This window comes from Leifsonia sp. 466MF (assembly GCF_900100265.1).
Taxonomy (GTDB): domain Bacteria; phylum Actinomycetota; class Actinomycetes; order Actinomycetales; family Microbacteriaceae; genus Leifsonia.
The window spans coordinates 3,690,468-3,716,006 of the sequence record NZ_LT629696.1; the positions used below are offsets into that span (position 1 = coordinate 3,690,468).

The 25,539-nt window shown below is 69.8% G+C and carries 29 protein-coding genes; 18 read left to right on the plus strand and 11 right to left on the minus strand.

The annotated features are described in order from the left end of the window. Positions 1–215 precede the first annotated feature (215 nt). Complete coding sequence (locus BLR91_RS17620; RefSeq protein ID WP_089879556.1) at positions 216–1,892, minus strand: hypothetical protein; 1,677 nt, start codon at positions 1,890–1,892, stop codon at positions 216–218. A gap of 3 nt (positions 1,893–1,895) precedes the next feature. Next, complete coding sequence (locus BLR91_RS17625; RefSeq protein ID WP_231918980.1) at positions 1,896–2,570, minus strand: response regulator transcription factor; 675 nt, start codon at positions 2,568–2,570, stop codon at positions 1,896–1,898. A gap of 114 nt (positions 2,571–2,684) precedes the next feature. Here BLR91_RS17625 and BLR91_RS17630 point away from each other — a divergent pair, with 114 nt between their 5' ends. Together BLR91_RS17630 and BLR91_RS20210 are read left to right on the plus strand one after the other, a co-directional pair. Continuing rightward, positions 2,685–3,398, plus strand: coding sequence for a copper resistance CopC family protein (locus tag BLR91_RS17630; RefSeq protein WP_089879553.1), 714 nt, complete (start codon positions 2,685–2,687; stop codon positions 3,396–3,398). A 47-nt stretch (positions 3,399–3,445) separates the two neighbouring features. Then, positions 3,446–3,589 (plus strand): hypothetical protein, encoded by a 144-nt coding sequence (locus BLR91_RS20210; RefSeq protein WP_018189106.1) that lies wholly within the window; start codon positions 3,446–3,448, stop codon positions 3,587–3,589. A gap of 4 nt (positions 3,590–3,593) precedes the next feature. Here BLR91_RS20210 and BLR91_RS20215 read toward each other — a convergent pair whose 3' ends face one another. Next, complete coding sequence (locus tag BLR91_RS20215) at positions 3,594–3,749, minus strand: hypothetical protein (protein WP_172823231.1); 156 nt, start codon at positions 3,747–3,749, stop codon at positions 3,594–3,596. Positions 3,750–3,884: 135 nt separating this feature from the next. On the opposite strand from BLR91_RS20215, the gene BLR91_RS17635 reads away from it, so the two are divergent. Both BLR91_RS17635 and BLR91_RS17640 read left to right on the plus strand, forming a co-directional pair. Then, positions 3,885–5,072, plus strand: coding sequence for a MarP family serine protease (locus tag BLR91_RS17635; RefSeq protein WP_018189104.1), 1,188 nt, complete (start codon positions 3,885–3,887; stop codon positions 5,070–5,072). A gap of 53 nt (positions 5,073–5,125) precedes the next feature. Continuing rightward, entirely contained in the window at positions 5,126–6,145 is a 1,020-nt protein-coding gene (locus tag BLR91_RS17640; RefSeq protein WP_089879550.1) for an NADPH:quinone reductase, read from the plus strand. On the opposite strand, the gene BLR91_RS17645 is transcribed toward BLR91_RS17640, so the two are convergent. Beyond that, the gene (locus tag BLR91_RS17645; protein WP_089879547.1) at positions 6,129–7,385 is read right to left on the minus strand and encodes an MFS transporter; all 1,257 of its coding nucleotides are present in this window, start codon (positions 7,383–7,385) and stop codon (positions 6,129–6,131) included. The two genes, BLR91_RS17640 and BLR91_RS17645, sit on opposite strands and share 17 nt — an antisense overlap. 89 nt (positions 7,386–7,474) lie before the next feature. On the opposite strand from BLR91_RS17645, the gene BLR91_RS17650 reads away from it, so the two are divergent. The 3 genes from BLR91_RS17650 to BLR91_RS17660 are packed head-to-tail and all read left to right on the plus strand — an operon-like array spanning position 7,475 to position 9,094. Further along, positions 7,475–8,020 carry a TetR/AcrR family transcriptional regulator gene (locus BLR91_RS17650; RefSeq protein ID WP_018189101.1) on the plus strand — a complete coding sequence of 182 codons (546 nt, stop codon included), beginning with the start codon at positions 7,475–7,477 and terminating at the stop codon, positions 8,018–8,020. 31 nt (positions 8,021–8,051) lie between these two features. Further along, entirely contained in the window at positions 8,052–8,792 is a 741-nt protein-coding gene (locus tag BLR91_RS17655; protein WP_089879544.1) for an AzlC family ABC transporter permease, read from the plus strand. Then, on the plus strand, positions 8,789–9,094 hold the full coding sequence (locus tag BLR91_RS17660) for an AzlD domain-containing protein (protein WP_020076131.1): 306 nt from the start codon (positions 8,789–8,791) through the stop codon (positions 9,092–9,094). The genes BLR91_RS17655 and BLR91_RS17660 overlap by 4 nt, the downstream gene beginning before the upstream one ends. Before the next feature lie 548 nt (positions 9,095–9,642). Here BLR91_RS17660 and BLR91_RS17665 read toward each other — a convergent pair. The 5 genes from BLR91_RS17665 to BLR91_RS17685 all read right to left on the minus strand — a co-directional run bounded on the left by BLR91_RS17665 (position 9,643) and on the right by BLR91_RS17685 (position 15,895). Then, positions 9,643–10,314: a GntR family transcriptional regulator gene (locus BLR91_RS17665; protein WP_231918981.1), complete on the minus strand. Its 672-nt coding sequence runs from the start codon at positions 10,312–10,314 to the stop codon at positions 9,643–9,645. Positions 10,315–10,545: 231 nt separating this feature from the next. Then, the gene (locus BLR91_RS17670) at positions 10,546–11,637 is read right to left on the minus strand and encodes a substrate-binding domain-containing protein (RefSeq protein ID WP_020076134.1); all 1,092 of its coding nucleotides are present in this window, start codon (positions 11,635–11,637) and stop codon (positions 10,546–10,548) included. 55 nt (positions 11,638–11,692) lie between these two features. Then, the gene (gene mmsB / locus BLR91_RS17675; RefSeq protein ID WP_020076135.1) at positions 11,693–13,036 is read right to left on the minus strand and encodes a multiple monosaccharide ABC transporter permease; all 1,344 of its coding nucleotides are present in this window, start codon (positions 13,034–13,036) and stop codon (positions 11,693–11,695) included. 2 nt (positions 13,037–13,038) lie between these two features. Continuing rightward, complete coding sequence (gene mmsA / locus BLR91_RS17680; protein ID WP_020076136.1) at positions 13,039–14,586, minus strand: multiple monosaccharide ABC transporter ATP-binding protein; 1,548 nt, start codon at positions 14,584–14,586, stop codon at positions 13,039–13,041. A gap of 118 nt (positions 14,587–14,704) precedes the next feature. Next, positions 14,705–15,895 (minus strand): ROK family transcriptional regulator, encoded by a 1,191-nt coding sequence (locus tag BLR91_RS17685; protein WP_020076137.1) that lies wholly within the window; start codon positions 15,893–15,895, stop codon positions 14,705–14,707. 111 nt (positions 15,896–16,006) lie between these two features. Between BLR91_RS17685 and BLR91_RS17690 the strand changes: the two genes are divergently transcribed. The 3 genes from BLR91_RS17690 to BLR91_RS17700 all read left to right on the plus strand — a co-directional run bounded on the left by BLR91_RS17690 (position 16,007) and on the right by BLR91_RS17700 (position 17,614). Continuing rightward, complete coding sequence (locus tag BLR91_RS17690) at positions 16,007–16,822, plus strand: shikimate 5-dehydrogenase (RefSeq protein WP_089879538.1); 816 nt, start codon at positions 16,007–16,009, stop codon at positions 16,820–16,822. A gap of 83 nt (positions 16,823–16,905) precedes the next feature. After that, complete coding sequence (locus BLR91_RS17695) at positions 16,906–17,148, plus strand: DUF6458 family protein (RefSeq protein WP_018189090.1); 243 nt, start codon at positions 16,906–16,908, stop codon at positions 17,146–17,148. A 28-nt stretch (positions 17,149–17,176) separates the two neighbouring features. Beyond that, positions 17,177–17,614: a MarR family winged helix-turn-helix transcriptional regulator gene (locus BLR91_RS17700; RefSeq protein ID WP_020076139.1), complete on the plus strand. Its 438-nt coding sequence runs from the start codon at positions 17,177–17,179 to the stop codon at positions 17,612–17,614. A gap of 7 nt (positions 17,615–17,621) precedes the next feature. On the opposite strand, the gene BLR91_RS17705 is transcribed toward BLR91_RS17700, so the two are convergent. Then, positions 17,622–17,849 carry a hypothetical protein gene (locus BLR91_RS17705; protein ID WP_018189088.1) on the minus strand — a complete coding sequence of 76 codons (228 nt, stop codon included), beginning with the start codon at positions 17,847–17,849 and terminating at the stop codon, positions 17,622–17,624. A gap of 92 nt (positions 17,850–17,941) precedes the next feature. Here BLR91_RS17705 and BLR91_RS17710 point away from each other — a divergent pair, with 92 nt between their 5' ends. From BLR91_RS17710 to BLR91_RS17725, 4 genes are all read left to right on the plus strand, one after another. Further along, positions 17,942–18,340, plus strand: coding sequence for a MerR family transcriptional regulator (locus tag BLR91_RS17710; protein ID WP_018189087.1), 399 nt, complete (start codon positions 17,942–17,944; stop codon positions 18,338–18,340). A 132-nt stretch (positions 18,341–18,472) separates the two neighbouring features. Further along, complete coding sequence (locus BLR91_RS17715) at positions 18,473–18,730, plus strand: hypothetical protein (protein ID WP_018189086.1); 258 nt, start codon at positions 18,473–18,475, stop codon at positions 18,728–18,730. Between the two features lie 55 nt (positions 18,731–18,785). Then, entirely contained in the window at positions 18,786–19,343 is a 558-nt protein-coding gene (locus BLR91_RS17720; protein WP_089879534.1) for a dihydrofolate reductase family protein, read from the plus strand. Between the two features lie 110 nt (positions 19,344–19,453). Next, positions 19,454–21,388, plus strand: coding sequence for a PKD domain-containing protein (locus BLR91_RS17725; RefSeq protein ID WP_089879530.1), 1,935 nt, complete (start codon positions 19,454–19,456; stop codon positions 21,386–21,388). 30 nt (positions 21,389–21,418) lie between these two features. Here the strand turns inward: BLR91_RS17725 and BLR91_RS17730 are convergent, their stop codons facing one another. Next, positions 21,419–22,351, minus strand: coding sequence for a hypothetical protein (locus BLR91_RS17730; protein ID WP_089879527.1), 933 nt, complete (start codon positions 22,349–22,351; stop codon positions 21,419–21,421). A gap of 159 nt (positions 22,352–22,510) precedes the next feature. Between BLR91_RS17730 and BLR91_RS17735 the strand changes: the two genes are divergently transcribed. The 4 genes from BLR91_RS17735 (at position 22,511) to BLR91_RS17750 (ending at position 25,517) form a co-directional block, all read left to right on the plus strand. Next, positions 22,511–23,359, plus strand: a complete 849-nt coding sequence (locus BLR91_RS17735) for a hypothetical protein (RefSeq protein ID WP_089879524.1) — start codon at positions 22,511–22,513, stop codon at positions 23,357–23,359. Further along, positions 23,356–23,772 carry a phage holin family protein gene (locus tag BLR91_RS17740; protein WP_089879521.1) on the plus strand — a complete coding sequence of 139 codons (417 nt, stop codon included), beginning with the start codon at positions 23,356–23,358 and terminating at the stop codon, positions 23,770–23,772. The genes BLR91_RS17735 and BLR91_RS17740 overlap by 4 nt, the downstream gene beginning before the upstream one ends. Continuing rightward, the gene (locus tag BLR91_RS17745) at positions 23,769–24,347 is read left to right on the plus strand and encodes a DUF3618 domain-containing protein (RefSeq protein WP_089879517.1); all 579 of its coding nucleotides are present in this window, start codon (positions 23,769–23,771) and stop codon (positions 24,345–24,347) included. The genes BLR91_RS17740 and BLR91_RS17745 overlap by 4 nt, the downstream gene beginning before the upstream one ends. Before the next feature lie 108 nt (positions 24,348–24,455). Further along, positions 24,456–25,517, plus strand: a complete 1,062-nt coding sequence (locus tag BLR91_RS17750; RefSeq protein WP_089879514.1) for a YihY/virulence factor BrkB family protein — start codon at positions 24,456–24,458, stop codon at positions 25,515–25,517. Positions 25,518–25,539: the final 22 nt, after the last annotated feature.

Below are 25,539 nucleotides of genomic sequence, written 5' to 3' on the forward strand. Positions count from 1 at the left end.
GCGTACCGATCCTTTCTACCCGATTCCGCCTGGATGTTCCATCAATGCAGACGAATGGATCCCGGTCGGGGGCCCATCCCGCGCGTTCGGGTCACGCAGGGGCCCCCACCCGGGACCGGGGTCGGCGCCGTCGTCCGTCCTCTGAAAACGTAGGCGTCGCAACGGATCGCGGGGTGACGGGATACGGCTGGCACGACCGGCCGTTCAGCATCCGGTCAGGGGATGGCGACCGCCAGTTCGACACGCCCGGACCGTTCGCGGAGGGCGACCGTTCCGCGCTCCGACAGCTGCTTGAGACCGATCCCGGCCTCGGAGGCGGCGAGCGCTCCGCCGGAGAGGACCACGACCTCGACGCCGCCGGACGCGGCCGCCCGCAGCTCCAGCGCGACCGGCGAGCCGTCGCCGTGCCGGACCGCGTTCGCGAGCCCTTCCGAGATCGCGTCGACCACCGCGGCGGTGCGCGACGCATCCCCCAGACGCTCCCAGACGCCGTCGCCGATGCCGACCGTCAGGCCGATGGCGGAGGACCAGCTGTCGAGCAGCGTCCGCACCTGCTCGGCCGCGTCCGGCTCGTCGTTAGCGCCGCGGAGGGCATCGCGCGCACGGCCGACGATCTCGGCCGTCCGTGCGCCGGCGTCGTTCGGGCCGGCGGAGACGGTCAGCGAGAGCGCGCCGGCGATCAGCTCGGACTGCACGCCCGCGTGCAGCAGTCGGGCGAGGGAGGCGCGCTCTCGCTCGTACTCGCTGCGGATCCGGGCGGCGGTGGCGACGTTGGACTGCAGCGCCGTCTCCAGCTCCGCCTGATCGAGACGCGTGCGGACGGCCAGAGAGCCCACGAAGGCCACCGCCACGGCGATGAGCGGGTAGGTCGCAGCCTCGAACCAGACGGACTCCGGCCGCACCCCCACGACCAGGAGGGTCGTCTCGCCACTGAGCGCGAGCAGCACGCCCACCAGGGCGTAGATGCCGAGAAGAAGGAGCAACCGCACGACGGGCCGGTGCGGGAGGCGGAGCCGCGCGACCACGGTGTTGGCCACCAGGAGCACCACGAGACCGACGACGAGCGGCAGGAGGCTGATCGCTCCGAACAGGAGCACACCGAACGGCACCACCAGGGCGGAGAAGAGTGTGGCGGTCGCGATCGGCGGGGCGGCACGCATCCCGCCCAGGACGCTCACGGACCATTCCCGCGCTCCCGCCACTGCGCCTTCCGGCACCGCGTCCGGTGCGGGAGTGGCGTAGACGCGATGGCTGGCGGGCCGCACGACGTCCTCGGCGAGCGTCCGCAGCAGCCGGGCGGCCGCACTCGGCTCCATCGGCCGGGAGGCGGCCGATGCCGCGGCCTCCTCCAGCGCCGCCACGACGCCGTCCACGGTGTCGGCGCGCAACTGCCCGAGGCGCTCCGAGGCGTTCTCGACATCGAGCTGCGACGCGCGTTGCGCCGTCCGCAGCCGCCGGAAGACCCCGCGGTGCTCGCGGACGAGATCGACGCCGACGGCGATCAGCGAGAAGGCGACGACGAGGGCGACGACGTTGATGCCGATCCGGCCGGCCAGGTCGCCGGGCGCGACCGGGATGGAGAGGAGGCCGCCCGCCTCCAGGAAGAGGATGGGCCGGAGTCCGCCAGCGACGGCGAAGAATGCGAAGACCACGAGAGGACGCGCGCGCCCGCGCACCACGCGAAGCAGTGCGGCCCCGGCGAGCAGCACGCCGCCGAGGATGGCATGGGCGAGACCCGAGACGGCGAACACCTCGAGCGGCCCGCCGCCGACGTACTGCAGCCCCGACATGACGGTCACCGCGAAGGGAAGCGTGATGAGCCACGACCAGACGGTGATCGCCGACGGTCCGTAGACGCGTGCGAAGGAGCGGCGGAAGTTCGTGAGGAGCACGGCTCAGAGCCCCGAGGCGGGATCGCCGAACGTCGTCGTGTAGAGCGTCGCGGCGGCGACGCGCGGTGTCGTGCGCTCACCGCCGAGCCCGAGCGCGGAGAACACCCGCTCGACACTCTTCTCCACGGCGCGCACCGACACGCCCCGCCGCCGCGCGATCTCGGCGTTCGACAGGCCGGCGGCGAGCAGCCGGGTGGTCTCCAGCTGCGCGGCGGTCAGCCGGAGCAGCCGCGCCTGGGCGTCCGAGGCGGCGAGGTCACGAGACACCGGCCGATCGGCGAGCACGGCCTCCGCCGCATCCACCAGCTCGTCGACCGATTCGACGGCGGCCTTGTTGACGAACGAGGCGCCGGCGACAGTGCTCTGCGCCTGCGCGGAGGCGGCCTCACGGGACAGGTTGCTCAGGAAGAGGATGGCGACGTGCGGGGCACGGGACCGCAGGATGGTGGCCAACTCCACACCGTTCGGTCGCCGGCGGAGGTCGATGTCCGTCACCAGAAGGTCCGGATCGAAGGCGTCCGCCAGGGCGAGGGCCTCCGGAGCGGACTGGGCGGACGCGACCTCGAAACCCCGCGCGCGGAAGGCATCGGAGACCAGGGAGCGCATGAGGGCGTGATCCTCCACCACGAGCGCGCGCCGGAGCCAGGTGCTCTCCCCCGCCCGACCAGTCTCCACCACCCGGCCAGACTAACCCGACACGCCGGGCGTTCCCGCTGGTCCGGCGGCCCCCGTTGTGGTCCCGTTCGCCCCGCGTACGCCACCCCCGCAGGACCGCAGCGTAGGGTTCTCGGCATGACGACCAGGCTGCTCGCCGCGGCCGCCGGCTTCGCCGCGGCCGCCGTTCTCGCGCTCGCTCCCGTGTCCGCCGCATCGGCCCACGACTACGTGGTCGGCAGCGACCCGGCCGCCGGCTCCACGGTGACGACGGCACTCGACACGGTGACCGTGACCTTCAACGACCGCGTGCTCGACCTCTCGGGCACCGGATCGACGAACCTGCTCACGGTGACCGGCCCCGACGCGGGGACCCGTCATTTCGAAACGGGATGCGCCACTGTCGCCGACACCACGCTCAGCGCGCCGGTCGCCCTCGGCGGGGCCGGTCAGTACACGGTCACGTACCAGATCGTGTCAGCCGACGGCCACACGGTCTCGTCGTCCTACCCGTTCACCTACCAGCCGCCGTCCGGCGCCGCGGCGGCCGCGGGCTCAGAGACACCCGGCTGCGGCGCGGGAGGGTCGACAGCTCCGGCGACGACGGGCCCGACGGCGCCGACCCCGCAGGCGGGCTCCGGGCCCACCGCGACGGCGGCCGCATCCACTCCGCAGCCGACGACGCAGGCCTCCGGCACCGACCTGGGCCTGGTGATCGGCATCGCCGTCGCCATCGTCGTGCTGGCTGTCATCGGTGTCGTGATCGTCCTCCTCACCTCTCGGCGCCGCCGCCCTTCCGCCACGGATGCGGACGACGACACGCACTTAGAGAGCTCTCAGGACGATCTCTGAGGCGGATGGGGCTTTCGGCTCCTGAGTTGCTGGCGTAGCGTTCGCGCATGGCCAGACAGACGACCGACCAGCAGACCGAGGACTTCCCGGACGTCGTGCCCGAGGAGCAGATGGATCCGGACATCGTCCCGGCTCCCCAGCCCGCGCCCGACTCCGTCGATGACGGCGACGAGGAGGACGGCCGCCTCTGAGCGGCTAGGGCGCCTCGCCCTCGCCCGACTCCTCAAGCTGTCCGTGCTCCGAGTCGTGCGCCGTCAGATCGGCGCTCGTGTACTGACGCTCGCCGGCGTCGAGGTCCTCGCGCTCGTCGTCGCCCTTCGCGATCGGCTCGTCGGATCGGGATCCGGGCATGGGGTGCTCCTTCGTCTCGGGATGCGGTGGAGCTTCGAACGGTAGACCTGCGCCACCCGCGCCGACAGGGGATCGCCAGCCGCCGCAGAGCCGCGGTTGAGCGGGCGTCCAGTCTTCTGGGGCAGGGTATGCCCCGTGGAGATCGTTGTCGACGTCGTGCTCGTGGTGCTCGGCATCCTCGCGATCGCGGCCGGTTGGAGCAAGGGCGCCATCCGTTCGGCCGGCACCCTCGTGGGTCTCGGGCTCGGTCTCTGGCTGGGGCTGACCATCGCCCCCATCGTCGTCGGCTGGTTCGCCGACTCCGGTTTCGGCGGGGTCACGCAGCGGTCCGTCGTCGCGGCCGTCGTCATCATCGTGTGCGCGGGCGTCGTGTACGCCATCGCGGGCGCCCTGGCGAGCATCATCGGCAAGCTCCTGCGCCACGGCCCCATCCGCTGGCTCGACTCCCTCGTCGGCGCCGTGCTGGGCCTGGCCACCTGGGCCGTCGTGGTCTGGCTGCTCGCCGGGTTCGCTCTGGCGACCAACCTCGCGACCGTCGTCCAGGCGGCGAACTCCTCCCGGGTCGTCTCGACCCTCAACAGCATGGCCCCGCTGCCGTCGTCGACCGTGCTCGGCGCGGTGGACGACGCCCTCGCCGGTGCCGGGCTCCCGAAGGTGTTCGAGGGCGGCGAGACCATCAAGGCGGTCCCGGCACCGGACGGCTCCGTTCCCGCCGCCGTCTCGGCCTCGGAGCAGTCGGTGGTGACGGTGCTCGCCTCCAAGCCCGCCTGCGGTGTCGACTCCGAGGGCAGTGGATGGGTCGTGCAGCGCGGTCGTGTCGTGACCAACGCGCACGTGGTCGCCGGTTCCTCCTCCATCGTCGTGCGGATGTCCGGGAGCCCCGACGTCGAGCGTGCGACCCTCGTCGCCTTCGACCCGTCACGCGACCTGGCGGTGCTCGACGTCACCGACCTGACCGCGCCGGCGCTCGACATCGGACCGGACCTGACCGCCGGCGCCGCCGCGTTCGCCGCCGGGTACCCGGGCAACGGGCCGTTCACCATCGCACCGCAGCGCGTCCGCGATCGGGTGGTCGCGCGCGGCACCGACATCTACCAGAGCGGCTCGGTCGACCGCGACATCTACTCGCTGCGCGGCGTCGTCCGTCCCGGCAACTCGGGCGGACCACTGCTCGACTCCGATGGCCGGGTCGCCGGGGTCGTGTTCGCCCGGAGTGCCACGAACCCCGACACCGGCTACGCGCTGACCCTTGCCGAACTGCGGCCGGTGCTCTCGTCCGTCGGCTCCGCACCGATCAGCTCCGGAGCCTGCTCGGCGGGCTGACACGCGCCTGGGCCGCTCTCCCGTCCCGCCGTTCGCCGTGGTTGGCTTGTGACATGAAGGCTGTGAGCTACTCCTCCACCGGCGATTCCGACGTCCTGACCCTCGGCGAGCGCGAGGAGCCGCACCCCGGACCGGATGAGGTGCGCGTCCGCATCCACGTGTCCGGTGTGAATCCCACCGACTGGAAGGCGCGGCGGGGCAGCGGCCCGGCGGAGCTTCCCCGGCCGCAGGTGCCGAACCAGGACGGCGCCGGCGTCGTCGACGAGGTCGGCGAGGGCGTCACGGCCTTCCGCGCGGGCGACCGTGTGTGGGTGTGGGATGCCGCCTACCAGCGTCCCGACGGAACGGCACAGGAGCTGGTCGTGCTTCCCGAGAAGCTGGTGGTCGCCCTGCCCGATGACGTCAGCTTCGACGAGGGCGCGTCGTTCGGCATCCCGGCGCTCACCGCCCACCGCGCGCTGACCTCGTACGAGCACGCCCCGGCGGAGCTCTCCCCCGGTTCGCTGGAGGGCCGCACCGTGCTCGTCGCCGGAGGGGCGGGCGCCGTCGGCCACGCCGCCATCCAGCTCGCCGTGTGGGCGGGCGCCACGGTCATCGCGACCGTCAGCAGCCATGAGAAGGCGGAGCTCGCGCGAGCCGCCGGCGCGCACCACGTCGTCAACTACACCGACCCGGACACCGCGGAAGCCATCGGTGCGCTGGCGCCCCGCGGCGTGGACATCGTGGTGGAGGTGAACGTGATCGCCAACGCGGCGCTCGACGTGAAGGTCACCGGCCGCAACGCCACGATCGCGAGCTACGCAGACGCCCCCGGAGCGGAGGAGGTGACCATCCCCGTCCGCCCGAGCATGTCGAAGAACCTCCGCTGGCAGTTCGTGCTCACCTACACGGTGGCTCCGGAGAACAAGGAGGCCGCGGTGCGGGCCGTCGCCGCCGCTGCCGCCGACGGCGCACTGCGTGTCGGCGAGGAGCACGGCCTCCCGATCACACGCTTCCCGCTCGATCAGACGGCCGCGGCCCACGACGCCGTCGAGGACGGCATCGTGGGCAAGGTACTCATCGACGTGGCTTGATGGCCTGGACGACGAGCGCGACCACCGCGGCGACGGCGATCGCGGCGGCGTAGCCGAGTACCGTCGGCAGCAGCCCGATCGCGGTGATCAGCTCGCCGGCGACCAGCGCGGGAACGCCGTAGGCGAGGTAGCTGACGAGGAACACCCCGGCGAAGAGCTCCGCCCGCTGATCGTTCGGCGCGAGCGGGGCCAGGATGCGGAGGACCGCCGCGAAGCCGGCGCCGAAGCCGCCGCCCGCGATGGTCGCCCCCACGAAGAGCAGCGCGAGGATGCCCGCGCCGATCCCGATGGCGGCGAGCGCCACACCGACGAGGATGGCCGCCATCGCCCAGACGGCCGTGATCCGGGCGGGAGCGCGGGTCAGCAGCAGGGCGGCGACGGCTCCGACCGCCGGCGGCACGGCGACGATGGCACCGTTGAGGAGTCCGCTGTCGAGGTGGAAGACGCCGTGCAGGATCGACGGCGAGAGTCCGATGAAGAGGCCCGCCAGCATCCACGTCGCCAGGAAGAGCGGGATGGCGCGAACGAACTCCGCGCGGGCGGGACGCGGCACGAACAGGCGAGGGATCAGCGATCGCACCGCGCCGGGCCGACGCTCGACCGTCTCCGGCGACACGGCGATCACGACGATACCGGCGGCGAACAGCAGTGCCAGCGCGACGAACACGACGATCGTGGGCTGCGGCACGAACTGCACCGCGAGTCCGGTCAGGAAGGCTCCGATGGCGATGCCGCCGACGGGCGCCGTACTGCCGATGGTCGCACCCAGCTTCTTCTGGCGCTCGGGAGCGAGCTCGACCAGGGCGGCGGTGAAGGTGCTCATCGCCGCACCCGTGGCGACGCCCTGCACGGAGCGAGCGCCGATGATCCACCCGATGTCGGGAGCGAACAGGAAGATCAGCATCGCCACCACCTGCAGTGCGAGCGCACCGATCAGGACCGGCCGCCGGCCGATGTGGTCGGAGAGCGACCCGGCGATGAGGAGCGTGATGAGGAGCGTCACGGCGTAGATCGCGAACGCGACGGTGAGCAGCCATGGCTGGAAGCCCCACTCCTGCTCGTACAGCACGAACAGCGGGCTCGGAGCGCCGACCGCCAGGGCGACGGCGACGAAGGCCAGCGCGGTGCCCGCGAACGCCGCCGCGGGACGGAGCCGGCGGGGGCCGGAACCGCCCGTCGACCGCGCGGGCCGGACGGCGAGCATCCCGCCCGTGGGGAGGGTCTCTTCGGCTGTGGTCATGTCCAGCTCCTTAAAGCAAACTTGATTGCTTTAGTGACTATACGAGGGGATGTGGGATAAAGCAACGAAATTTGCTTTAAGCTATTCCCATGGAAACTACGACCACTCCGTCGAAGCGGACGGGCGGACGCAGCGCCGCGGTCATCCACAACGTGCGCACCGCCGTCGAAGAGCTCGTCGAGGAAAAGGGCCAGGACCGCGTCACCGTTCCGATGATCGCCGAGCGCGCCGGCGTCAACCCGACCAGCATCTACCGCCGCTGGGGCGACCTCCCGACCCTCATCAACGACATCGCGACCTACCAGCTCAACCCCGAGCGACCCCTGCCCGACAACGGCGACCTGCAGCGCGACCTCACAGCCTGGGCCTCCGAGCTGGTGGAGCACTACCGCAACCCGGTCAACGCGGCGCTCCTTCGCGGCGGCGCCTCGGCGGCCGGCGAGCGACAGTCGAACTGCCTCCGCAACCGGCGCACCGAGGCGGGCCTCATCCTGCAGCGCTATCCGGACTCCCCCGTCACCGACGACGACATCCTCGACGTCGTGGTCGCGCCGATCATCTACCGCGTCATCTTCGTGCCCTGGACGCTCGAGGACTCCACCGCCGAACACCTGGTCGAGCGACTGTTCCGCTGACCCGACCGCCACCCGGTAATGTCGGGAGGCGATGCGCCAGGAACGGACCAGCGAGGAACGCGCCGCGGCCCGCTCCGGCTGGGCCGTCGGGATCGCGACGGCCGTCTACGGCATCTCCTTCGGCGCCCTGGCAACGGCTTCCGGGCTCGACGTCTGGCAGACCTGCGTGCTCAGCCTGGTCATGTTCAGCGGCGGCTCGCAGTTCGCCCTCATCGGCGTGCTCGCATCCGGCGGAGCCGCGGCCGGCGGCACCGCGATCATCAGCGCCGCGCTGCTGGGCGTGCGCAACTCCTTCTACGCCCTGCGGGTGTCGCGCATCATCGGCCCGGGATTCTGGAAGCGAGCCGCCGCCACCCAGCTGACCATCGACGAGTCCACCGCCGTCGCGACCGCCCAGAGCGAGCCGCGCGCGCAGCGCATCGGCTTCTGGATCACCGGCCTCGTCGTGTACATCGGCTGGAACTTGATGACGCTCGCCGGCGCGCTCCTGGGCGACCTGATCGGCGACGTGAAGGCCTACGGGCTGGATGCGGCTGCGGCCGCCGCGTTCCTCGGCCTGCTCTGGCCCCGGCTGAAGGCACGCCAGACGCAGGCCGTCGCCGTCGCCGGCGGATTCGTCGCGACCCTGCTCACTCCGTTCCTCACCCCCGGCCTGCCCGTGCTGGCGGCGGCGGTCGTCGCCATCGTCGTCGGCGTCCTCAACCTGTTCGGCCGGCGGAACGACCCACCCCATCCGGAAGCGGTGCCCATGGAACGGGAGGTGGAGCCGTGACCACCTGGCACGTCATCCTGCTCGCCTCGATCTGCGTGCTCGGGCTCAAGGCCGTCGGCTGGATGGTGCCGCCGAAGGCGCTCGACCACCCGACGGTCGCGCGGGTGAGCGACCTCCTCACGGCCGCGCTGCTCGCCGCGCTGATCTGCGTGCAGACCCTCGGGGCCGGCCAGTCGCTGCAGCTCGATGCGCGGCTGCCCGCCGTCGCGATCGCGGCCGGACTCTACGCGCTCCGGGTGCCGTTCATCGTCGTCGTCCCAGCGGCCGCGGTGGTCGCGGCGCTCATCCGGCTCTTTACCTGACCTGCCTTGGACGCTCAGTCGTAGCCGAGGATGACGACGTCGTCGTCGGTGCGTTCCTGGTCGACTGCGGCACTGGGGGTCATGCAGGGATGCTAGGGCGGCGGAGCAGATCCTGCCGATGTACATGACGTCCATCGCGCCGCGCGTTCCCGACGCGGTGTACAAGAGCGCGGCGAAGCCGGGCGTGGCGGTGTCGGCGGCGTCGCATACCGTGACGCCGTGAGCGCATCCTGGCATCCGGTGGCGAATGCGCAGCCCAGCGAGTGGCTGCTCCGCCAGGGGACGCTCGGCACGCCGTACGGCGTGATCCGCCGGTTCACGTTCGGAGACCCCAACCGCCCGGAGGTGTGGTTCCGCGTCGTCACCTGGGCGCCGACCTCGGAGGGGCGCGAGCTGATCGGCTGGTGCCGCACGCTCGAAGCCGCGGCCGCTGCGGCCTGGGATCACCGCTGCGCCGCTGAATCGTGGCGGCACCACATGGCCGCCCGCCGGACGGATGTCGCGACCATGGCCGCGCAGCGCCCGTCAGCCGCAGAACTCGTCCGGTTCTATCGGGCCGCGCTGCGGCGGGCGGACAGCACGCCCTCCAGCTCCGTGAGGAGATCCACCCCGAGCTCGTCAGCCCGACCCGCGCCGGCCTCCGGAGGCGTCTCGGCACCGAGGGCGCGGATGAGCGCCACGACCCTGGCGGGCTGAAGCACCGCACGCGCGGCCGGCTCGAGCAGCAGATACCGGACCACACGGAGGTCCGCCGCCCGCACGGCCTCGGCGAGGACACGGTTGGGGAGGGTGTCGACCACGACCGACAGAGCGCGATGGAGCCCGTGGGCCGGATCGACGTCGCCGCGCTCGACCCGTCGGGCGAGCAGGGTCAGCTCGACCTCGCGCTCCAGAGAGGAAGCGTCCGGGAAGCTCGCCAGCACCGCCGGCCAGAGCAGCCGGAGCACCGCTACCGCATCCGCGACCTCCGCTTCGTCGAGCACGGCGACCTCGGTGTAGCGGTTGGGCGACGTGGACATGAGCCCGACGGCGGTCAGGCGGCTCACCGCCTCACGGACCGGTGTCCGCGAGACGCCCAGCCACGAGGTCAGGTCCGCGTCGCGCAGACGCTGGCCCGGCCGCAGCTCCCCCGAGAGGATGCGCTCCAGCACGAGCTCGTAGACATCGTTGCGGAGCAGCCGACGGCCGTCGTATCGCGCACGCGCATCCTGCTCCACCACGGCTCCTCAACGTCAGAAACGGTTCATACCTGTCCTAACATACCAGCCGCTTCGGGTGGGCACGGAGGAGCATATCCGTGCTGCCACCGATGCCGACGGCGAGAGCCGCGTCCTAGCCTGTGATCAAGCTCGGCCAGGGGGACCGATCCCGTCGGGGGACGGATCGGGAAAGGGGCCGGAGTGCATCGCACTCCGGCCCCTTTCGTTTTCACACGCGGGGTGTGAGAACCGTTACTTGGTCAGCGGCTCCAGGGTCGGGTCGTTGGCGTACGCCTCGGCCGCGTTCTCCTTGGTGACGATGACCGGCTTCAGCAGGAACGCCGGGACGACCTTCTTGCCGTTGTCGTACGACTTGTCGTCGTTGATCTCGGGCTTCTTGCCCTGCTGCAGGTCCTTCACCATGGTGATGGCCTGCTTGACCAGGTTGCGGGTGTCCTTGTTGATGGTCGAGTACTGCTCGCCCGCCATGATGGACTTGACCGACTCGGCCTCCGAGTCCTGACCGGTGACGATCGGGACCGGCTTGCCTGCACCCTTCACCGAGGTGATGATGGCGCGGGCCAGGGTGTCGTTCGGCGACAGGACGCCGTCGAGCTCAGTGGAGGCGTAGTTCTTGGCGAGCAGGTTGTCCATGCGGGTCTGCGCGTTCGCCGGCAGCCAGCCCTGGGTGGAGGTCTGCTTGATCTCGGTCTGACCCGAGACGACCTTCAGGGTGCCGTCGTCGATCTTCGGCTGGAGGACCTTCATGGCGCCGTTGAAGAAGACAGCCGAGTTGGCGTCGTCCGGCGAGCCCGAGAAGAGCTCGATGTTGAAGTTCTTCTTGTCCGGGAACTTCGCCTTCATGCCGTCGAGCAGGGCCTGACCCTGCAGCTCGCCGACCTTCTCGTTGTCGTACGCGACGTAGTAGTCCACGTCGTTGGTGTTCAGGATCAGGCGGTCGTACGCGATGACGGTCGCGCCGGCGTCGTGCGCGGCCTTGGCCTGCGCGGCGAGCTGGCCACCGTCGACGGCGCCGATGATGACGACCTTCGCACCGTTGGTGATCATCGACTGGATCTGCGACTGCTGGTCGGAGACACCGGAGCCACCGGCGTACTGGACGTCGCCCTTGAAGCCGGCCTCCTTGAGCCCGTCCTCGAACAGGCCACCGGCGAGAACCCAGTTCTCCGACGTCTTAGTCGGGAGGGCGACACCGATGGTGGAGTCCTTGGCGAAGCCGGACGCGGAGCTGCTGTCCGAACCGGAGCGGCTCGACGAGCAGCCGGTCAGGGCGAGCGCGGCGGCAGCTGCGACGGCCACTGTCGCGAGTGCGATTTTGCGCATTGCGTTTCTCTTTCTCTGTGTGTTGATGGTGCAGGGGGGATGAAAAACTAGGTGATCAGGACGTCAGCGAGCGCGAGCTGTCCTCGGCGGAGTCGCCGGACGGCACGACGGCGGGCTGCTCGGCGGCAGCGGCGTTCGCCTCCTGCGTCTTGCCGCCACCGAACATCCTGCCGATCAACGACGGACCGCCCCGGCGCTTCGAGTAGACGTCCACACCGACCGCGACGAGCAGGACCAGACCCTTGATGATCTGCACCTTGTCGCTGGTGACGCCGAGGAGCTGCAGGCCGTTGTTGAGGACGGCGATGACCAGACCACCGATGATGGAGCCGGCCACGGTTCCGATACCGCCGGAGACCGCAGCACCACCGATGAACACGGCCGCGATCGCGTCGAGCTCCCAGCCGAGGCCGTCCTGCGGCCCGGAGGAGACGGAGCGGGCGACGGCGATCATGCCGGCCAGCGCCGCGAGCACCGACATGTTCATCATGACGAAGAAGTTGATGCGCTTGATCTTGACGCCCGACAGCTCCGCGGCGTGCCAGTTGCCGCCGACCGCGTAGATGTGGCGACCGAAGATGGTGCTGCGCGTGATGAACGAGTACAGGATGATGAGCACGCCGAGGATCACGCCGGCGACGGGGAACGAGGTTCCGACCCGGCCGCTTCCGAACAGCACCGCAGCGTAGATCACGACGGCGTCGAGGATGACCACCTTGAACACGCTGACCCACAGGGGAGCCTTCTCGGAGCCCATCTTCGTCTGCTTGCGACGGGTGCGGACCTCCGCCAGCGCGATGACGACCGCGATGATGATGCCGAGCAGCAGGGTGGAGTTGTTGAAGCCCGTGTTCGGGCCCCACTCCGGAAGGAAGCCGCCGCCGATGAAGGTGAAGCCGTCCGGGACGGGAATCGTGTTCGCGCTGCCGATCAGCTGGTTCAGACCGCGGAAGATGAGCATGCCGGCCAGGGTGACGATGAACGCGGGGACGCCGACGTAGGCGACCCACCATCCCTGCCAGGCTCCGATGACGACACCCACGAGCAGTCCGAGGATGATCGCGAGCGGCCACGGCACGTTCCAGTTGGTCATCGCCTCGGCGACGATGATGCCGACGAGGGCGGCGACCGAGCCGACCGACAGGTCGATGTGGCCGGCGATGATGACCATCACCATGCCGATGGCCAGGATCAGGACGTACACGTTCTGATTGACCAGGTTGATGAGGTTGACCGGCTCGAGCGTGGTGCCGCCCGTGAGCACCTCGAACAGCAGGATGATGACGACGAGGGCGCCGAGGATGCCGAACTGGCGTCCGGTGGACTGGCCGCCTCCGAACATCTTGCCGAGGTCGCGGAGACCGCCGGACTTCTTCTTCTCGGGAATCTGTGTGGTCATGGCTATCGGGCAATCCTCTTCTTGGCGGATGTCATGCTTTTCAGGAGGGTTTCGGGCGTCGCCTCGGCGATGGGCAGCTCGTCGGTGATCTGGCCCTCGAAGATCGTGTAGATGCGGTCCGAGATGCCGAGCAGTTCGGGCAGTTCGGACGAGATGACGATGACGCCCTTGCCCTGTGCGGCGAGCTGCTGGATGATCCCGTAGATCTCGAACTTGGCGCCGACATCGATGCCGCGGGTGGGCTCGTCGAGGATCAGGATGTCGGGGTCGGTGAACATCCACTTGGCCAGCACGACTTTCTGCTGGTTGCCGCCGGAGAGCGTCGACACGCCGCGGTCGACGTCGGGCGTCCGGATGCGGAGCAGCTTGCGGTACTCGTCCGCGACCGCGTACTCCTCCAGGTCGTCGACGACGCCGCGCTTGGCGATCTTCTTGAGCTTGGCGGCGACGACCGACTGCTTGATGTCGTCGAGGAGGTTCAGACCGAGCACCTTGCGGTCCTCGCTCACGTACGCCATTCCGTTGTCGATGGCCTCGGAGACGTTGCGGACCTGGATCTCCTTGCCGTCCTTGTAGATCTCACCCGAGACCCAGTTGCCGTAGGAGTGGCCGAAGACGCTCATCGCGAGCTCGGTGCGGCCGGCGCCCATGAGGCCGGCGAAGCCGACGATCTCGCCGCGACGGACGTAGAAGCTGGAGTTCTTGACGACCAGTCGGTCCGGCACCTGCGGGTGCTGCACGACCCAGTCCTTCACCTCGAAGAACTTCTCGCCGATGTTCGGCGTGCGCTCCGGGAAGCGGCTCCCGAGCGTGCGGCCGACCATGCCGCGGATGATGCGGTCCTCATCGACGCCGTCCGCCTTGACGTCGAGCGTCTCGATCGTGCGGCCGTCGCGGATGATGGTGATCTGGTCTGCGATCTGCTCGATCTCGTTGAGCTTGTGGCTGATCATGATCGAGCTGACGCCGCGACCCTTCAGTCCGAGGATCAGGTCGAGGAGGTGCTGCGACTCGGCCTCGTTGAGCGCCGCGGTCGGCTCGTCGAGGATGAGGAGCTTGACGTTCTTGTTGAGCGCCTTGGCGATCTCGACCAGCTGCTGCTTGCCGACGCCGATGTTCTTGATCTGGGTGTCCGGGTCGTCCGTCAGACCGACACGGGCGAGCAGCTCGACGGCGCGGGTCTTCGCCTCGCCCCAGTTGATGACGCCGCCGCGGCCCGGCTCGTTGCCGAGGAAGATGTTCTCGGTGATCGAGAGCTCGGGGATGAGCGCGAGCTCCTGGTGGATGATCACGATGCCCTGCTGTTCGCTGGACTTGATGTCCTTGAACCGCATCACGTCGCCCTGGTAGACGATGTCTCCGCTGTACGTCCCATAGGGGTACACGCCGGAGAGGACCTTCATGAGGGTGGACTTCCCCGCGCCGTTCTCGCCGCAGATCGCGTGGATCTCGTCGGCGTGGACGGTGAGGGAGACATCCTCCAGCGCTTTGACCCCGGGGAACTCCTTGGTGATCGCGCGCATCTCGAGGATGACTGCGTTCGACGGCATCGTCGCTCCTTGCGGGCTCGGGAATGGATGTGCCTAAGTAGTAAACGCTATCTTCGCACTTGTCGTCAAATAGTGAAGACAACGATGCGATAACGGCCGAAAGAGGTAGCGGGGGACGTCAGCCCTCTTGCCCGGCCAGGGCGCCTTTGATGACGATCGCGGCTGCTCCGAGCGACTCGGCGCGGTCGCCCAGCGACGAGATCCGGACCGTCGTGGTACCGGCGATGATCGGGATGGCGTTCTGCCGGATCCCGTGCCTGATCGGGTCGAGCAGCGCGTCGCCCAGACCGACCAGCGGTCCGCCGATGAGCACCAGTTCCGGGTTGATGACGTTCGCGATGTTGCCGATCGCCTGGCCGATCGCCGTGCCCGCGTCGCTGACGACGCGGAGGACGGCCGGGTCTTTGGCAAGCCCGCGGCGCAGGATGTCCGAGGCCGTGCGCGCGCCGTCGCCCCGCCCGAGCGATTCGAGCATCACGCTGGTCGACGCGATCGTCTCCAGGCAGCCGCGGTTGCCGCAGCGGCAGATCACGCCGTGCTCCGCGACCGGCGTGTGACCGAGTTCGCCCGTGATGCCGAGGAACCCGTAGTACGGCTGGCCGTTGAGGATGAGGCCCGCACCGATCCCTGTGCCGATCTTGACGAAGATCAAGTTGCGCTCTCCGCGGTTCGCTCCCCAGGTGACTTCGGCGAGCGCACCGAGGTTGGCGTCGTTGTCGACGACGACCGGGAAGCCGAACACATCCTCCAGCTCCCGCCGGGTGATTCCGACCCATTCGGGGAGGATGGCGCCCTGCAGAACCGTTCCGGTACGGCGGTCGATGGGTCCGGGGATGCCGACGCCGACGGCGAGAACGGACTCGCGGTCGTGGCCGCCTTCGGCGAGCATCCGGTCGAGCAGCCGTGCAGCCTCCCGCACCGCGCCGAGCACGTCATAGCCGGGTTCGAGCGCCACCTGCTCCTCGGCGATGACGTCATAGCCGAGGGTGGTGAGCACGATGCGCACGTGGCGGCGGCCGAAGTCGACGCCGACGGCGATGTCGCCGGTGTCGGTGAGCTGCACGAGCAGGGCCCGCCGCCCGCTGGAGGTCACCGGGGAGGTCGTGACCACGCCCTTGGCCGCCATGTCGCGAACGATGTTCGACACGGTGGCGGTGGACAGGCCGGTCCCGCGCGCCAGCTCAGCCTGGGTGGACGGTCCGTTGGCCAGGAGGAACTCGACGAGTCGTTCCTGGTTCAAGTGCCTCAGTGCGCCCTGCGACCCGGGATTGCGTGCGCCACGAGGGATCAGCCCCTGGGTGGCGGTCATAGCGACAAGCGTGAACGATCGGGCTGTTGGAGTCAAGCTGTGAACGCAAGAGTTCGCCCCAGATCGGGTGACGGACCTGAGAATGCTGACACCTACTGCGATGATGGAGTCATGCCCATCCTGAACAAGGACATGCAGGTCTGCATCTCGCTCGCCGGTCGCCCCAGCAATATCGGGACGCGCTTCCACAACTTCCTGTACGACGAGCTCGGCCTGAACTTCGTCTACAAGGCGTTCACGACGGACGACCTGGAGGGCGCCGTGCGCGGCATCCGCGCGCTCGGGATCCGCGGATGCTCGGTCTCCATGCCGTTCAAGGAGGCGATCATCCCGCTCGTCGACAACCTCGAGGCGTCGGCCGTGGCGATCGAGTCCGTGAACACCGTCGTGAACGAGGACGGCCTGCTGACCGCCTCCAACACCGACTACGAGGCCGTCGCGCAGCTGCTCGCCGAGCACGACGTCGACGCGGCGCAGCGCGTTCTAGTGCGCGGGTCGGGTGGCATGGCGAAGGCCGTCGTCGCGGCGTTCCGCGGCGCGGGATTCGACGAGCTGACCGTCCTCGCGCGCAATGCCGAGGCCGGCCCCGCTCTCGCCGAGCGGTACGGCTACGAGTGGGTGGCGGAGGACCCGGAGCCCGGCTTCGACGTCATCGTCAACGTGACGCCGCTCGGGATGCGCGGCGACGCGGAGGACGTGATGGCGTTCGACGAGGCGTTCATCGAGCGCGCGACGACCGTGTTCGACGTCGTCGCCTTCCCCTCCGAGACGCCGTTGATCCGCGCCGCGCGGGCGACGGAGACGGCGGTGATCACCGGGGCGGAGGTCATCGCCCTGCAGGCCGCGCGTCAGTTCGAGCGATACACCGGTGTGCGGCTCACGCCGGAGCAGGTGGCCCGGGCGTCCGAGTTCTCGCGCGCCGAGTAGCTCCGGTCGCATCGACGGACCAGTGTGATGCGCTCCGGCGCGTCGGGGAGTAGCTTGAGCCCCGGACGTGAAGGAGCGTGCGCATGGGCATCGGAAGCGGCATCTTCATCTTCGTCGTCGGCCTCATCCTGGCCTTCGCCCTGCAGGTGCAGGTGAGCTGGATCGACCTGAAGATCACCGGGTACATCCTCATGGGCGCCGGCCTGGTCGTCTTCATCATCTCGCTGGCGTTCGCGCTGCGGCGCAGACCGCGCACGTCGATCCGGCAGGACGGCATCGACCCCGTCACCGGCCAGCGGGTCGAGCGGCGCACCGATGAGTATTGAGGCCAGGACCCAGCCATACAATGGCCGGATGTCCGACGACCTCCTCGCACTCGAGAACCAGGTGTGCTTCGGCCTCGCCGTGGCCGCGCGGAGTGTCATCGCGCTCTACCGCCCGGTGCTCGAACCGCTGTCGCTGACGCATCCGCAGTACCTCGTGATGCTGGCGTTGTGGGAGCGCGAGCCGCGGTCGGTCAAGGACCTCAGCGACACCCTTGCCCTGGAGCCGGCCACCCTCTCCCCTCTGCTGAAGCGGCTCGAGGCGACCGGTTACGTCGAACGGCGGCGCAGCGCCGCCGACGAGCGCGCGCTCGAGGTGCGCCTGACGGAGTCCGGGCGGGCGCTCCGAGCGGAGGCGGAGAAGATCCCGCCGCGCATCGTGGAGCGGCTCGGCCTTCCGGTCTCAGAGCTCGAGAATCTGCGCGAGAGCCTGCAGACGATCATCGGTGCGGCCGTCCGCACCGGATGACGCGGGTTCAGGCCGCCTGAACGGGCGCGGGGCACACCAGCCGCGTCGCGTCGCGCTGGCCGCCGGGCCGCAGCACCTCGTGCTCGGTCATCGGCCGGCCGCACATCGGGCAGGGAGCCGCGGCGGAACGCCGGTCGGGCGCCTCCGGGTGGCCCGCGCCGAGCTGCGCCGGACCGGCGATGCGGATGAGCTTCTCGTTCCACCGCGAATACCAGCTGGCGAAGCGTCCGGCCATGATCCCTCGATTCATTAGTGCACTAACGAATAGTGTACGCCATCTGGACCCTGACCCGCGGGGCAAGGTCTACGCTGACAGCGGAGGACGACATGCGCATCAGCGAACTGGCCGAGCGGGCGGGTGTGACGGTCAAGGCCGTGCGGTACTACGAGCGGCTCGGGCTCGTCTCGCCGGACCGGCTCGGCAACGGCTACCGCGAGTACGGCGACGAGCATCTGCGCGCTGTGCTCGAGATCCGCGAACTGGCCGACACGGGCATCCCGCCGGGCAAGGCGCGTCCCTTCATCGACTGCCTCGGCTCGGGCCACGCGCACAGCGACGAATGCCCCGCCTCACGCGACGCCTACCGCGACGGACTGGCCGAGCTGGATGCGGCGATCGCCGCTCTGGAGCGCCGCAGGAACCTCCTCGCCCGCCGTCTGGCCGGCGCCGAGCACCGCATCCCCGAGCCGGCCGACGGCTGCGGGTGCACCATCGACCCCTCCTGACCGACACCGGGATCATCCCCAGGGATGACCTCCTCCCTACCTGGGGTCGATGCCCTTCGGGCGCGTACCCGGTTGACTCGGATATGTCCGCTCGAGCTCCCGTCTCGAGCGTCGACACGAAGGGGGAGACCGATGACGACACTGGGACACGGACTGCGAACCGCACCGACACTCGGTACGGCATCGGTGCCGGTGCGGCGGCGAGCGCGGGGGCTGCTCGCCGCCGTCACCGGGAACCCCTACCTGCAGCTGCTCGTCACTCTCGTGCTGATCGCTGCGGGGGCGACCCTGCTGATGATCGGGATCGGCCTGGTGCTGGATGTCGCGGTGCCGTGGATCTTCGACGACGAGCTGCGCGCACTGAAGACCCTTCTGCCGCAGATCGGCTGACGGTCGGGTGAGCCGGGCTCTGGCCCCGGCGATCGGCCGCCCCTAGAGTCCCTGCATGGGACGTCTCCTCTTCTCGGCCATCGCCTCGATCGACGGCTACACCGTCGACAGCTCCGGATCGTTCGACTGGGCGCAGCCCGACGAGGAGGTCCATGCGTTCGTCAACGACCGGGAACGTGACATCGGCACCTACCTGTACGGCCGGCGGATGTACGAGACCATGCGGGTCTGGCAGGACCTGGGCGATAGCGAAGAGCCGGTGGTCGCCGATTACGCGGCCGTCTGGCAGCACGCCGAAAAGGTCGTGTTCTCATCCATCCTGAGCGAGGTGACGACGCCGAAGACCCGGCTGCTGTCGCGGTTCGATCCCGAGGAGGTGCGCCGCCTGGTCGCGGGCGCCGACCACGACGTCTCCATCGGCGGTCCGACGCTCGCCGCTGCGGCTTTCGCGGCCGGGCTGGTGGACGAGGTCCGGCTCTTCCTCGTCCCGGTCGCCGTCGGCGGCGGCACCCCGGCCCTCCCCCAGGGGCAGTTCCTGCGACTGCGACTGTTGGAGGAATGCGCCTTCGCAGGAGGCACGCTCGGGCTGCACTACGCGGTCGAGAAGTCCTGACTCGTCGACAATTCCTGAGCAAACCTCGCCTTCTACTCCCCGCGAGCCCCGCGGAGCGCTAGCGTGTGCCGCGACAGGCCCGCGACGGAACGGGCCGGGGAGCGTCGACGATGGCCAAGCATCGATTCCTCACCGTGGCGGGGCTTGCCGCCGCTGCCGTCATCCTCAGCGTCAGCGTGCCGCAGAGTGTCCAGGGCGTGGCGGCCGGAGCGGGCACCGTCCACTTCACCGCATCCGGCGACTACGGCCCGGGCACCGCGGCGCAGGCCGTGCTCACGGGCATCAAGAACCTCAGCCCCGACCTGCACCTCGCCCTCGGCGACCTCTCGTACGGCACAACGGGCCAGGAGCAGGCCTGGTGCGACCTCGTCACCAGCCGGACCGGCGCGGGCTTCCCGTTCGAACTCGTCTCGGGCAACCACGAGAGCAGCGGGCAGAACGGCAACATCAACGACTTCTCCGCCTGCCTCCCGAACCAGCTCCCCGGAGCGGTCGGGACCTACGGTCGCGAGTACTACGTCGATGTCCCGCAGGGCGCTCCCCTTGTGCGCTTCATCATGATCTCCCCCGGCCTCCCCTTCTCGGACGGCACGTGGACGTATGCATCGGGCACCTCCCACTACTCGTGGACGCAGGCCGCCATCGACGGAGCACGCGCGGCCGGAACGCCGTGGGTCGTCGTCGGAATGCACAAACCCTGCCTCTCGCTGGGCGACTACCCCTGCGAGGCCGGAGCCGACATCCTCAACCTGCTGGTGTCGAAGCGCGTGGATCTGGTGCTCACCGGACACGAGCACCTCTACCAGCGCACGAAGCAGCTGGCGACGGGAGCGGCCTGTCCGACGATCTCGCCGGGCACCTACACCGCGGCTTGCGTGGCGGATTCGGACGGGACACTCGTGAAGGGCGCGGGAACCGTCTTCGCGACGGTCGGTACCGGCGGCAACGGCAACTACGAGGTCCACCCGGCCGACAGCGAAGCCAACTACTTCGCGGCTTCGTACGGCAGCGCCGCCACACCGCTCTACGGCTCGCTCGATGTCAGCGCGACGGCGAGCCAGCTGACGGCGTCGTTCGTCCGGGCCGCGGGGCCGTCGTTCACGGACGGCTTCTCGATCGGGCCGCCCGCCGCCGGCAACCAGCCTCCGAGCGCCGTGTTCGCCTCCTCCTGCGCCGACCTGACCTGCTCGCTGGATGGAACGGGCTCGACCGATCCGGACGGCGCGATCACCTCGTTCGCCTGGGACTTCGGCGACGGCTCGTCGGGCACCGGCGGCACGATCACGCACACCTACGCCGTCGCCGGCACCTACACCGCGCGGCTGACCGTGCTGGACGACGGCGGGGCGACAGCGTCGACCACCCGCACGCTGACCGTGACCGCGCCACCCCCACCCGCCGACACGCTCGCCGCCGATCCGTTCGAGCGCGCCGTGACCAACGGCTGGGGAACCGCCCCGACCGGCGGGAACTGGTCGGTCTCGGGCAGCTCCAGCCTGTATTCGGTCGCGGGCGGGACGGGACGCATCCAACTCCCCGCGGGCTCGGGCGGCACCGCCCGGCTTCCCGGAGTCAGCGCGACCGGCATCGACCTGCGACTCGGAATGACGATCGACAAGCTGCCCTCCTCGGGCAACGTGTATGTGACCGTCCAGGGACGGCGGATCGCGACGACCGGCTCCTACGGGTCCAAGGTGATCATCTCGTCGGCGGGCAAGGTGACCATCCAGATCGTCCGCGTCGACCAGAACGGCGGGAACGAGGTCGTCGTGCAGACGTCGGCCACCGTTCCGAACGTCACCTACACCGCGGGCATGCGCCTGAACGTGCGGATGCGGACCACCGGGACATCGCCGACGCTCGTCGAGACGAAGGCATGGGCCGACGGCACTCCCGAGCCGTCTACCTGGCAGCGGTCGGCGACGGACAGCACGGCCGCACTGCAGGGTGCGGGCGGGCTGGCGGTGACCGGGTACCTCTCGGGCGGGGTCGTGAACGCGCCGGTCACCCTGACCGTCGACGACCTGACCGCCGTGAAGCCGTGAGCAGGGCCGGCTGGCGCCGGTAGTCCGGCGTCAGGCGGCGTCCCACCACCGCAGGACACGGAGCGCCCGAAGTGTTACCCACTTGCTCTGGAATCCCTCCATGTCGAACTCGACGATCACCGGCCCCTCGTGGATGTTCTCGAGCACCCACCTGCCGTCGGCGTCGGCCTTGCCGCGGACCAGTTCGACGGCATCCGCCAGGCGCGGGTCGCGACGGTCCTGCTGCCGGAAGTGCTCCAGCCCGCGCAGGATGTCGTGGTACCAGCGCACGGGATACGACAGCATCGTGATCCGCGGGTCCGGGGTGGAGCCGTCCGTGCGCCTCCGGTAGAGGCCGCGCTCGAGGAGGTACTCCTCGCCGGCCTCGACGACCTCGGTCGCGCGCGCGTCGTCGCCGCCGGCGCGCATCCACGCGCGCAGTCCCTCGACGGCGCAGATCGTGGAGTGGAAGGACGACACCCGGGCGCCGTACTCGGCCCAGCAGTTCCAGCCGCCGTCGTCCAGCCGGGAGCCGACGAGCGTCTCGGCGATCCGGTCGCCATCCTCGCCGAAGTAGGCGGCGATCGTCAGGGCGACGCCGTTGATGCACGGCTCGGTCTCGCCCTCGAAGTAGGGCTCGCCGGCGTGCTCCCAGCGAACATTTTCGCGGACGCGGGCTACGGCCCGACGCGCCTCCTCGCTCGACGGGTCGAGTCCGAAGTCCACGAGCTGCTGGAGGCTGAAGTGGGTGCCGCTCCACGCGTCGAAACCGTCGCGCTCGGGCGGAATCCACCCGGGACGGTACGTGCCGCCATCCCAGAGCCCGTCCTCCGCCTGCTCGGCGAGGAACGTCGCCCCCCAGCCGTCCGTTGCCACGCGGGCACGTTCGGCGGCGACCTCTTCCGGCGGGGCTCCCACCAGATCGTGAAGCACCTGCCAACGGATCGCCGGGTCGGAGTCGAGCAGCCAGTCCTGTACGTCCATTCCGGTCACCGTAGTCGCCACCCGCGACGAGGGGCAGTCCTCCGCGCACGAATACCCCCCGCCGGGGGGACGGTCAATCGCTGTACCCGCCTCAATCCGGTGTCTTGAGTGGTCCTCAACATCCCAACCGGACACATCCACCGAAAGGAAACGGCAGTCATGACCATGTCAGACGACCAGTCCGCGGACACACCGATCTTCGACAGCAGACGCGACGCGCTCGAGCCGGAGGCGGGCCTTCCCGAGACGGTGCAGCCGACCGGCGGCTCGCTGGGCGGCGGCGCACGGAATGGCGGGGGCCTCAGCGACGGTGCCTCGACCGGTGAGCAGAGCGGCGTCCGCGAAGAAGCGGGGCGCGTCGCCGGCTCGGCAGCAGAGGCCGGCAAGGACGTCGCGGCCACCGCGAAGGAGCAGGCAAAGAACGTCGCGGGCGAGGCGAAGTCGCAGGCGAAGGATCTCTACCGCCAGACGCAGGAGGAACTCCGGACGCAGGCGGCGCAGCAGCAGGAGCGGGTCGCCAGCGGGCTCCGCTCTGTGGGCGACGAACTCGACCAGATGGCGTCCCCCTCCGAGTCGGACGGCCTGGCGACCGACCTGGTACGGCAGGCGGCGCAGCGCACCCACGCGATCGCCGGCTGGCTGAACGAGCGCGACCCCGGCTCCCTGCTGAACGAGGTGAAGTCGTACGCGCGGCGCAACCCGGGTACCTTCATCGCCGCGGCTGCCATCGCCGGCGCCCTCGCCGGCCGGCTGACCCGAGCCCTCGCCAGCGGCGGTGACGACTCCGGCAGCAGAACCGGCACGACGACCGGCACCACGGGCACCACCGGGACGACCGGCCTGGCGCCGAGCCCTGATATCACCGCCGTCGGCACCACCGGCGTCGGCGGCGCGGGCACCGGATCCACCGCCGGCGGCTACGGAAGTGCCACCGGCGATCTCTACGAAGACTCCGGCAACGACCTTCCCGAGCTGCCGGGCGCCGGGTACACCGGAGGCCGGGCATGACCGATCAACCCACCCCCTCGGAGCAGCAAGCCGCGAACAGTTCGCTCGGCGAGTTGCTCGGAGAGGTCAGTCGTGACCTCTCCACACTGATCCGCCAGGAGATGGAACTCGCGAAGGCCGAGATCAAGCAGACCGTCACGCGTGCCGGCAAGGGCGCAGGGCTGCTGGGCGGCGCGGGCTACGCAGGCCTCATGGCCGTCTTCTTCCTGTCGATCGCCCTGTGGTGGGCGCTCGGCTACCTGGTGGGCAACGCCTGGTCCGCGGTGATCGTCGCGGTCATCTGGGGCGTCGTCGCACTGATCCTGTACCTGCGCGGTCGCAAGCAGCTCGAGACCGTCAAGGGTGCCCCCCAGACCGTGGAGACGGTCAATGAATTCCCCGAGACACTGAAGCGAAATGAGGAGAACCGATGAGCGACGACCCCGACGCGATCCGCGCCGACATCGAGGCGACGCGCCGCAACCTGAGCGGTGATGTCGATGCCCTGGCCGACAAGGTCACGCCAAGCAAGATCGCCCAGCGCCAGACGCGCAAGGTGAAGGGCGCCTTCCATTCCATCAGCGAGCGGATCATGGGATCCGCCGACGACGTCCGCAGCGGCGTGGGCGGCGCCGTCTCCGACGCCGGCAGTTCGGTGGCCGACGCGGGCCGGACCGTCGTCGACAAGGCGCAGGGCAATCCGCTCGCCGTCGGCCTCATCGCCTTCGGCATCGGCGCCCTGATCGCCTCCCTCATCCCGCCGAGCACCAAGGAGCAGGAGCTGGCATCCGCCGCCAAGGATGCCGCGCAGCCTCTGCTCCATGAGGCCGCGGAGGTCGGCAAGCAGGTCGCCGACGACCTCAAGGAGCCGGCGCAGCAGGCCGTTCAGTCGGTCAAGGAGACCGCGCAGGAGGGGGTGTCCACCGTCAAGGAGGAGGCCACCGATCGCGCGTCCGACGTCGCCGACGACGCCAAGCAGTCCGGACAGCGCTTGCAGTCCGACCACTAGCACCCACGACGAAGCGCGGCGGCAGGCCTCCCCCGGGCCTCCGCCGCGCTTCTCTTTTCTCCCGTCACCCTTCCCCGTCAGCGACGCGCAACCGAGAGGACCAGCACGATGAGCGACGTCGGGGCCAGCAAACGCCTGGCCGATGCCCCCTCCCCCGAAGACTCCCGCAAGCCGGACAGCCCTCCCCACCTCGAAGGATCATCGTGGAAGCTGGTGCTCAAGCGCACCTTCCGCGAGTTCAGCACCGACAAGTGCACCGACATCGCCGCATCGTTGACCTACTATGGCATCCTCTCGCTCTTCCCCGGGCTGATCGCCCTGGTCTCGCTACTCGGCGTGCTCGGGCAGGGCAAGTCGGCGACGGATGCGATGCTCGGCATCATCACGGGCGTCGCGCCGGGCTCGACCGCCCAGCTGCTGCGCGGTCCGATCGAGAACGCCGTGAACTCGCCCGGCTCCGGTTTCGCCCTGGTCGCCGGCATCGTGCTCGCGATCTGGTCCGCCTCCGGATACGTCGGCGCGTTCTCCCGCGCGATGAACCGCATCTACGAGATCGACGAGGGCCGTCCGTTCTGGAAGCTCAAGCCGCAGCAACTGCTCGTGACGGTGATCACCGTCGTGCTCGTGACCATCGTCGCGCTCATCCTCGTGGTCTCCGGACCGGTCACGCGCGCCGTCGGAGACGCCCTCGGTCTCGGCTCCGCCCCGCGGATCGCCTGGGAGATCGCGAAGTGGCCGCTGCTCTTGATCATCGTCGTCCTGATCATCGCGATCCTGTACTACGCGGCTCCGAACGCCCGTCAGCCCAAGTTCCGCTGGATCAGCATGGGCGCGATCATCGCGATCGTCGTGCTCGCCGTCGCCACGTTCCTGTTCGCGTTCTACGTCGCGACGTTCGCCAACTACGAGAAGACCTACGGCCCGCTCGCCGGGGTGATCGTCTTCCTGCTGTGGGTCTGGATCGCGAACCTCGCGCTGCTGTTCGGCGCGGAGTTCGACGCCGAGACCGAGCGCGGGCGCGAGTTGCAGGCGGGCATGGAGGCCGAGGAGACCATCCAGTTGCCGCCGCGCGACACCCGGCTCAGCGAGAAGTCGGCGGACAAGGAGGAGGCACTCATCGACGAGGCCCGTCGGGTGCGCGAGGACGCCGACGCATCTGACGACCGCTGACGAAGTCGGTCACGCGGCGGAT